Origin of the sequence: Microbacterium sp. MRS-1, assembly GCF_000585455.1 — a bacterium.
Taxonomy (GTDB): domain Bacteria; phylum Actinomycetota; class Actinomycetes; order Actinomycetales; family Microbacteriaceae; genus Microbacterium; species Microbacterium laevaniformans.
In genome coordinates this window covers 1-9,068 of sequence record NZ_JAUF01000107.1, presented here as the reverse complement: position 1 = coordinate 9,068, position 9,068 = coordinate 1, and the positions used below count along the sequence as shown (strand labels likewise).

The 9,068-nt window shown below is 65.0% G+C and carries 8 protein-coding genes and 1 pseudogene; all 9 read left to right on the top strand.

Annotated elements, in window-relative coordinates; translation table 11 throughout:
• A partial coding sequence (locus AS96_RS14150; RefSeq protein ID WP_197017316.1) for a transposase occupies positions 1 to 256 on the top strand: 256 nt, incomplete at its 5' end.
• Between the two features lie 80 nt (positions 257 to 336).
• A complete protein-coding gene (locus AS96_RS14145) occupies positions 337 to 984 on the top strand; it encodes a hypothetical protein (RefSeq protein ID WP_155947607.1) in 648 nt (215 codons plus the stop codon).
• A gap of 35 nt (positions 985 to 1,019) precedes the next feature.
• Entirely contained in the window at positions 1,020 to 2,183 is a 1,164-nt protein-coding gene (locus AS96_RS14140; protein ID WP_051498904.1) for a GTPase, read from the top strand.
• A gap of 22 nt (positions 2,184 to 2,205) precedes the next feature.
• Positions 2,206 to 2,802: a 3'-5' exonuclease gene (locus AS96_RS14800; RefSeq protein ID WP_051498903.1), complete on the top strand. Its 597-nt coding sequence runs from the start codon at positions 2,206 to 2,208 to the stop codon at positions 2,800 to 2,802.
• 29 nt (positions 2,803 to 2,831) lie between these two features.
• Positions 2,832 to 3,449 (top strand): BRCT domain-containing protein, encoded by a 618-nt coding sequence (locus tag AS96_RS14795; protein ID WP_051498902.1) that lies wholly within the window; start codon positions 2,832 to 2,834, stop codon positions 3,447 to 3,449.
• Between the two features lie 66 nt (positions 3,450 to 3,515).
• A complete protein-coding gene (locus AS96_RS14130) occupies positions 3,516 to 4,673 on the top strand; it encodes a Fic family protein (protein ID WP_155947606.1) in 1,158 nt (385 codons plus the stop codon).
• 15 nt (positions 4,674 to 4,688) lie between these two features.
• Positions 4,689 to 7,874 (top strand): type I restriction endonuclease subunit R, encoded by a 3,186-nt coding sequence (locus tag AS96_RS14125; RefSeq protein ID WP_036291110.1) that lies wholly within the window; start codon positions 4,689 to 4,691, stop codon positions 7,872 to 7,874.
• Between the two features lie 577 nt (positions 7,875 to 8,451).
• Complete coding sequence (locus tag AS96_RS14115) at positions 8,452 to 8,751, top strand: type II toxin-antitoxin system TacA family antitoxin (protein WP_036291105.1); 300 nt, start codon at positions 8,452 to 8,454, stop codon at positions 8,749 to 8,751.
• Positions 8,748 to 9,068: pseudogene (locus tag AS96_RS15840) on the top strand (hypothetical protein); the annotation flags it as partial. The gene AS96_RS14115 and the pseudogene AS96_RS15840, both read left to right, overlap by 4 nt.

Genomic DNA, 9,068 nt, shown 5'->3' with positions numbered 1-9,068 from the left:
GTCGCAGATCTGGTCCAACAACCCCAACGAGCGACTCAACCGCGAGATCCGTCGCCGCACCGACTCCGTGGGCATCTTCCCCAACCGCGACGCGATCATCCGCCTCGTCGGCGCCGTCCTCGCCGAGCAAACCGACGAATGGGTCGAAGGCCGCCGCTACCTCGGCCTCGAGATCCTCACCAAGAGCCGCCTCGCCCTCGTCCCCGACACCGGAAGCGAGGTGAACACCGACACCGTCCTCGAACTCAGCGCCTAACCGAAAACAACAGCAGAAGGATCACCGACCGCTACACCACGTACTGGGGCTTGACCCATCCATCTGGGGAGATCCGCCGCATGACGTCCACCGCCTCACCTACTGCCGCCCAACCGCAGAAGCCGCACGCCAAGACACCGGGATGGGCCAAGTTCTTGCTGGTCCTGTTCGTCCTGCTGCTTATCGGAGCCGCAGCGTTCGGGGGAATCGCTGTCGGCAAGATGCTCGGTGCGGGCGAAGAGCGCTCGGTCCAAGTTGTGCGCTCTGTGAAGGGCGAAGAGCAGGTGATCCTCGTGACCGCGGGGGTCGGCGGAATCGAGACCGAAAGCGACAACCAGAGCTTCTTCGGACTCTTCGACATCCCGTTCTCCGACCGGCAGGTGTTCATCCAGTACGACCTCGACGCCAAGTTCGGCATCGAAGGCAAAGACATCAAGATCGTGGAGACCGGTGACAAGGCTTACACGATCACCGTCCCGACGTTCATCTACCTCGGCTACTCAGATCCGAAGTTCAGCGTCGCGACCGAGTCGAACGGCATCCTCAGCTGGACGACTCCGGAGATCGACAAGATCGCCGCTGTCGAAGACCTGCTCACCGATGACGTGATCGCCTCCCACATCGAGGACTACCGATCCCTGCTCGAGGTCCAGGCCGAGACCTTCTACACACGAATCGTCAAGGGTATCGAGCCCGAGGCGACCCTCACGTTCGAGTTCACCAAGTGACACCCGGCGACGCATCCGAAGGAGAAGAGAGCCCCATGACCGACGGTCTGACGCCCCGGCCTGAGAAACTCGACATCGACGAACAGCCGTTCCTCGACGCGACAGCCGAAGCGAAATCGAAGTTCGGACGCTTCAACCTCGCGATCATCGGGAGTTCCGGCGTCGGCAAGTCTTCTCTCGTCAACGCCGTGTTCGGTCGGGACTGGGCGAAGGTCGGCAAAGGCCTACCCGTGACCCGGGGAGTCCAGTACTTCAACGATGACTCGCTGGGGATCTGGGACGTCGAAGGCTTCGAGATCGGCTCGCAGGTGCCACCTGCTGACCAGCTACGGGCTCATCTCGACACGATCTCGAAGAGCCCGAGGATCCAGCAGATCTCGGTCGTCTGGTACTGCGTCAAGGCCAACGACGATCGCCTGACACCGGCCGACATCGCGATGATCCGTGAGCTCGACGCGCAGGGTCTTCCGGTCATCCTGGTTCTGACCAAGGTCGACTGGATCAAGAACCCCATCACGGGTCAGCACGGCGTCGCGAAGGGTGTGGAGAAGTTCGTCGAGTGGCTCAACGAGCCCGTCGACCCGCAGACCGGCCTACCGATCGACATCCCGTACCGCAGCGTGATCCTCGCCTCCACGCAGGACAAGCACGGGAAGGGCAAAGGGCATGGTCTCGGTGAGCTCGTCGCGGAAACCCTCGCCCTTTCGCCGGACAACGAGAAGGACGCGTTTCGCATCGCACAACGACTCAACCTCCCCTGGAAGCGTGAACTCGCCCGTCCCGTCATCGCCGCTGCAACGACTGCGGCAGCAGGTTCCGCCGCTGTCCCGGTTCCGATTGCCGATGCCGCGATCCTGGCGCCGATCCAGCTCGGGATGATGGCGCGCATCGCCACGATCTACGACCTGGAGATCAAGACCATGATGTCCGCCGGTGCTCTCGCCCAAGTCGGAGCGCAGCTCGCCGGGCGCGCCCTCGCGAGCAGCATGCTCAAGCTGATCCCAGGCGCTGGCAGCGTCATGAACGCCGGCGTCGCCGGCGCGCTCACCGCCGCGACCGGCGAGGGGTGGATGCGCCTGTGCGAGCAGGTCCACACCGGAAAGCTCGACGTCGACAAGGTGAGCAACTCCTGGTCGGACTTCGTCCCGGGCTTCCTCGACGTCGTCCGCAAGATGGCCGAGCAGAAGCTCACCAAGTAGCCGACCGAGAGGACCCAGCCAGATGTCATTCGCTGTCGTCGACTTCGAGACCACCGGCATCCTGCCGTCGTACCACCACCGGGTCGTCGAGATCGGCGTCACGCACGTCGAGGACGACGGGACGATCTCGTTTCGGTGGGAGACGCTGATCAACCCCGAGCGTGATCTCGGGCCGCAGCGTATCCACGGCATTCATGCGGCGGACGTGCTCGACGCACCTACGTTCAGCGACGTCGCGGCCGAGTTCGCCGAGCTGCTGCAGGGCCGTGTCTTCGCGGCGCACAACGCCTCGTTCGACCTGCGTTTCCTGCAGGCAGAGTTCGAGCGCGCCGGCTATTGGCTCGGCGGCGGAACGCCGCATGTCTGCAAGATGACTCTCGGCTCGAGGTTCGGGCTCGGCGGGTCATATTCCCTGTCGCACGCCTGCACCACTTACGGCATCGATATCGGACACGCGCACAGCGCGGGCGCCGACTCGTTCGCCGCCGCGCGACTGCTGGCGGCTTTCCACGCTCAGAGCAACACGCGGCCCGAGTGGCTGGACTACTGGCAGCAGGCCGCGGAGTCTGGCCGCGCCTACAGCTATCCCCCCCCGGACGCCGGACCGGCGTCGCGGTGAAAGTTCGAAGTGATGTCGGCGCGGCGCCAGTGAGCTTTCTCGAGCGGATCTCGACCGACGCTCAACGACCGCGCGTCGAGGGCGCCGGAGCCCAATACGTCGCTCTGCTCGACCGTTGCCTGATCGACGGCTTGATCTCGGTGAGCGAAGGGGCCCAGCTCGCTGAAGTCGCGACCGAGCTCGGGCTGACCCGTGACGCCGTTGATGAGATCCACCGCGACTACTTCGTCGAGCTCGAACGCCGGGCCTGGGCGGACGGCATCCTGACCGAGGACGAGCGCGCCACGCTCCGTGACGTCGGTGCGCTTCTGGGGCTCGACGACGAGGCTGTCGCCGCTGCGGTGGATGAGGTCGATCCGGTCGCGGGCACGGGTCAGGCCGCGTCGGCGATCGAGCTGTCGCCCGGGGATCTCGTAGTGCTTACGGGAGAGATGCTGCGCGAACGGAGCGAGTGGGAGGCGGACTTGCGCGAGCGCGGGTTCGTGCCGCAACCGTCAGTAACCAAGAAGGTCAAACTCGTCGTCGCAGCAGATCCCGACTCGTTGTCGGGCAAGGCGAAGAAGGCCCGCGACTACGGCATCCCCATCGTCGGAGAAGAGTGGCTGGCCACCATCGTCTTTCCAAAACAGCACGAAGAAGTAAGGTAGTCACGATTTCTCTTACTTCTTCGCGAGCGCTTCGAAAGGGATGACCTGGTGCGAACCGAGCTTTACGTGAGCACGCGATTTGGCGAGCTCACAACGAACCCGACCGGCGCATGGACGCATCCCTACTTCCTCCCCGCCGCGATCCCTCGAGCCCTTCAACTTTCGCCGGAGTCGATGGCGGCCGTGTCGCGGGCCGACATCGCGCTCGGGCGACTCTCGGGGCTGGCGATGCTCATCAACGATCCTGAACTGTTGCTGGGTCCCTCGATGGCGCAGGAAGCTCTCTCGAGTTCTCGTATCGAAGGAACGCAGGCGTCACTCAGCGACGTTCTCAGCGCGGAGAGCTCGGACGAGCCGATCGAGGATGAGAACCTGCGCGAGGTCAACAACTACCTGGATGCGGCTGCCCAGGGCAGGGCACTTCTCGAGAAATGGCCCCTGACGCAGCGGTTCTTCTGCGCGTTGCATGCCACGTTGTTGGCGAACGTCCGTGGCGAGGAGAAGTTCCCTGGGGAACTACGCAGGTCGCCCGTCTGGATCGGTTCGCCCAATGCGCGCCCCGAAACGGCGCGATTCATCCCGCCACATCAAGACAGGATCGGCGACCTCTTGGCGGACTGGGAAAGATTCGTCAACGAGCCTTCGACGATGCCCCCCGTCTTGCGCGCTGCGCTCATGCATTATCAGTTCGAGACCATCCATCCGTTCCTCGATGGCAATGGCCGAATAGGTCGGCTGCTGATCGGCTTCATGCTCGTCGCAGACGGCGTTCTCAGTGCCCCGATCCTGCCGATCTCGGGCTACTTCGAGAGGAATCGTGACGCCTACTACGACCGCTTGCAGGCAGTTCGCGAGCGTGGCGAGATTGAGGAGTGGGTGCAGTTCTTCTGCGAGGGCGTCGAACAGCAAGCGAACCAGGCAGCCGCCCGCATCCGAGCGCTCGTGGAGATACGGGAGCGGTATCGGCGGGAGGCCATCGGCGATCGATCGGCACTCAGCTCGGTGATCGACCTGATCTTCCGCAACCCGGTCGTCACGGTCGCGACGGTCATGCGGCATGCCGGGGTCAGCAGGCCCGCAGGCTCAGCCGCGCTTCGACGGGCGGAGGAGCGCGGCTGGGTGCGATCCGCCGGCAGGTGGGGGCGCGGGGGGCGCGAGCGCTGGATCGCCACGGAAGTGTGGGCTGCGGTGTCGAGTGAAGACGCGTTCGGCGAGAGCGTCTAGGGAGGACGGCAAACCATGACAGCACTGTCGGAGGCCGACTGGGAGAACGACGCTCTCGAAACGCTCGCCGAGCCGCTCGGCTGGCGCCCTCTCCACGGCGAGCAAGTCGCACCCGGGAGCGGTGAGCGCGACACGTGGGACGACCTGCTGATCCGTCCGCGTCTGCTCGACGCGCTGCGCCGACTCAACCCCGCCGTGCCCGGCGAGTATCTCCAGCAGGCGGTCGCGGAGATCGCCGCGCCGAAGTCGCAGGACGCGATCACCGAGAACCATCGCATCCACCAGTACCTCGTCAGCGGATATCCGTTGAGCTACATCGACACCGACGGTATCGAACAGAATCCGCGACTCCGACTGCTCGGCACCGACCCGTCCGACAATGACTGGCTCGCCGTCAACCAGCTGACGCTCCGGCGCGGTGACCTCCACCGCCGACTCGACATCGTGCTGTTCGTCAACGGGATGCCGCTCGTCATCGTCGAGCTGAAGCGTGCCGGCGCGGCATCCACCGGCGTCGCCCCGGCGCATGCGCAGCTGCAGACGTACCTGCGCGAATTCCCGATGGTGTTCCGCTTCTGCGTACTCACGCTCGCGACCGACGGCATCGACGCGAAGTACGGCACGCCCTTCACGCCGCTCAACCACTTCGCGCCCTGGAACGTCGACGATGACGGCAAACCGCTCGCACAGCCGCGGATCGAGGACGGTGTGTCGGTCGAACCGATCGACGACGCTCTCAACGGCCTGTTCAATCAGGAGCGCTTCCTGCAGCTCGTGCGCAACTTCACGGCGTTCGACGAGAACGCCAATGGCCTCACGAAGCGCATCGCGAAGCCGCACCAGTACTTCGCGGTGACGAAGGCGGTCGGCAGCACCGTTCAGGCAGTAGAGACCAACGGCAAGGCCGGCGTGGTCTGGCACACGCAGGGCTCCGGCAAGTCCATGGAGATGGAGCTGTATGCGAACCTCGTCTCGCGGCATCCGAAGCTCAAGAACCCCACCGTCATCGTCGTCACCGACCGCACCGAGCTCGACGGGCAGCTGTTCCAGACCTTCGACCAGAGTCTGCTGCTCGCCGAGAAGCCCGTCCAGGTCCGTGAACGTGCTCAGCTGCGCGACGAGCTGCGCAACCGTGTCACCGGTGGCATCTACTTCACGACGCTGCAAAAGTTCGGCCTGACCGAGGCGGAGAAGGCGTCGGGCACGCAGCACCCGCTCCTGACCGACCGGCGAAACGTGATCGTCGTCGTCGATGAAGCTCACCGCAGCCACTACGACGACCTCGACGGCTACGCACGCCACATGCGAGACGCCCTGCCGAACGCGACCCTCATCGCGTTCACCGGAACCCCGATCTCCTTCGCCGAACGCGACACTCGTGCCGTGTTCGGCGACTACATCGATATCTATGACCTCACCCGCGCGGTCGACGACGGCGCCACCGTCCCCGTCTACTTCGAGCCGCGGCTGATCAAAGTGGCCTTCGCCGACGGCGCGACCGAAGACGACATCGACCGCGCCGCCGACGAGTACACCCTCGGTCTCGACGACACCGAGCGGGCGCGGCTCGAGGCATCCGTAGCCGTCGTCAACGCCGTCTACGGGGCGCCGGAGCGAATCGAGACACTCGCGGCCGATCTCGTACAGCATTGGGAGGAACGGCGTGAGCGGATGAAGCCGTTCCTCTCGACCCCGGGCAAGGCGCTCATCGTCGGCGGCACGCGCGAGATCTGCGCGCGCCTCTATGCCGAGATCGTCCGGCTGCGGCCCGACTGGCACTCCGATGCGCTGGACGCCGGCAAGATCAAGGTCGTCTACTCGGGGTCGGCATCCGATCAGCCGCCCGTGAGCGATCACGTGCGTCGCGACTCTGAGAACAAGGCGATCAAGGCGCGGCTGAAGGATGCCGACGACGAGCTCGAACTGGTCATCGTCAAGGACATGATGCTGACGGGTTTCGACGCCCCGCCGCTGCACACGCTCTACCTCGACCGGCCGCTCAAGGGCGCACTGCTGATGCAGACCCTTGCGCGCGTGAACCGCACCTTTCGCGGCAAGGAAGACGGCCTCCTCGTCGCATACGCGCCGCTGGCCGACAACCTTGCGAACGCCCTCGCGGAGTACACGACATCTGACCGTGAGAATAAGCCCGTCGGGCGGGACGTCGATGAGGCCGTCGCCATCGCGACGGAGCTCGTCGCCCAGACCCGCGACATGCTGGTCGGCTGCGATTGGCGGGCGATCGTCGCGCGAGGGGGATCTCGTGCCTGGCGAACGGCGGCGACCACCGCCACCAACTTCCTGCGAGACGCGGCGAGCCCTCTGAACGATCCGGACCTCGGCAACGACCGGCTCTCGGCGCGGTACCGGACCGCGACCAGCCGGCTCGCGCGGGCGTGGGCGCTCGCGTCGGGCCGCGACGGACTCGCTGAGCTCCACGACGAGATCGCGTTCTACGAAGAGGTTCGCGTGTGGATGGCGAAGTTCGATGCCGCCGAGCGCCAGTCGCGCGACGAGCCGATCCCCGAGGAGATCTCGCGCCTGCTCGGGTCGCTCGTGGCTGACTCCATCGCTCCCGGCGAGGTTCTCGACATCTACGACGCGGCCGGGCTGCCGCGGCTTGCCCTCGACGACCTCGGACCGGAGTTCCTCGCGAAAGCGCAGGCGGCCCCGAACGCGCACCTCGCCATCGAGGCGCTTCGCAAGTCGCTCATCGACGCCGGTTCGAGCGCGACCCGCGGCAACCTGGTGCGCCAGCGGGCGTTCTCAGAGCGGATCGCCGAGATCATGAACCGGTACACGAACCAGCAGCTCACCTCTGCCGAGGTGATCGCAGAGCTCGTCGAACTCGCGAAGGAGGTCGCCGCCGAGGCATCCCGTGGCACGCACTTCTCCCCGCCGCTTTCGAGCGACGAGCTCGCGTTCTACGACGCCGTCGCTACGAACGAATCGGCGCTCGACGTGCAGGGCGAGAATGTACTCGCCCAGATTGCGCGAGAGCTCGTCGCTGTGATGCGCCGCGACGTTCGCACCGACTGGACCGTGCGCGACGACGTGCGCGCAAAGCTGCGATCGTCGATCAAGCGGCTGCTCGTGAAGTACAAGTACCCGCCCGACAAGCAGCCCGAGGCGATCAAACTCGTCATGGATCAGATGGAGTCGATGGCTCCTCGGTACGCGGATGACCGGGGAAGAGTATGAGCGGGTCGACGCCCCGAGTCATCCCCGGTGGCGCGACGACATCCACAGACGAAGACACGGTGCAGGACCGGAGGAGCACGATGCCCGAGTTCGATGGGCGAGGCCAAGTCGAAGAGGCGCTCGACGCGCTGGGTGACGCCTCGGCCGGGACGCGGCCGAAGGGAACGCCGCGCTGCTCGATCTGAGCGACATGTCGGTGGACATCCCGTCGCTGCGAGTTTTGCGCGGATGGTGACTGTGAGCGCCGGGACCCTGCACTCCGGCCTTGATAACGCCGCTCGATCCTGCCTCGTCAGGGGCGTTACGACGAAGAAGCAGGTGCACGCCATCGGGAGCCGTTGCGTGCGATATGCGCGAAGGTGGTGGCGTTCGCGCGTATCGCGGCCTCCTCATCGAGGAACCGCCCTGAGGCACGTCAGTCCCTTACGGGTGTGTGAACAAGGCTCCCGGGCCAAAGAAAGCGGCGCTGCATCACTCGAAGTCGTTGAGTCTCGTCGGCGCGCGAACTCAGTGGAGGCCGAAAGTTGACAAGAACGAGGGGATGTACGTACCTTGTGTGTACAAGAAGGAGATTCCGATGTCTGAGTCTGCAGTCGATACTCGACTCGCCAAAAATCAAAGAATCAACCTGCGCGCCACGGACCGTCAAGAGTCGTTGCTCCGTCGCGCCGCCGAGGCTACTGATCACACGTTGACCGAGTTCATCCTTGGAAGCGCCGTGGAACATGCGGAGAGAGTCATGGCTGATCGCCGTTGGTTCATCGCAACCGAAGACCAGTTCGAGGAGTTTAAGCGGCTCCTTGACGCCCCCCTGCCGTCGACGACGAAGTTCGAGAAGTTGTTTGCTCGACCGTCTGTGTTCTCGGTCGAGGCGTGACGAGTTTCTCCGCGCCCCGCAAGCTTGAGAAGAGCGACGACCGAAGCGCGTTTCACAGCGGCGCGAACGAGCTCGACGACTGGTTCACACGCTTCGCTTGGGAGAACCAAGCGGCAAACAATGCGACAACATACGTTGCGCGCCATGGTGATCGGGTGGCCGGATTTTATTCGATCACCATGGCTGCCGTTGCCGCCGGCGACGCTCCCGCACGACTTGCTGAGCGTCGACCGTCCCAAATCCCGTGCATCCTCCTAGGGCGTGTTGATCAAGAAGGTGCGGGGTGGCCAGCCGCCGCGAGTTGCGCGGGAGAATGG

What these genes read in the sequence shown, in the direction of transcription:
- AS96_RS14145 (WP_155947607.1), top strand. Translation starts at nt 337, where the DNA reads ATGACGTCCACCGCCTCACCTACTGCCGCCCAACCGCAGAAGCCGCAC.
- AS96_RS14140 (WP_051498904.1), top strand. Translation starts at nt 1,020, where the DNA reads ATGACCGACGGTCTGACGCCCCGGCCTGAGAAACTCGACATCGACGAA.
- AS96_RS14800 (WP_051498903.1), top strand. Translation starts at nt 2,206, where the DNA reads ATGTCATTCGCTGTCGTCGACTTCGAGACCACCGGCATCCTGCCGTCG.
- AS96_RS14125 (WP_036291110.1), top strand. Translation starts at nt 4,689, where the DNA reads ATGACAGCACTGTCGGAGGCCGACTGGGAGAACGACGCTCTCGAAACG.
- AS96_RS14115 (WP_036291105.1), top strand. Translation starts at nt 8,452, where the DNA reads ATGTCTGAGTCTGCAGTCGATACTCGACTCGCCAAAAATCAAAGAATC.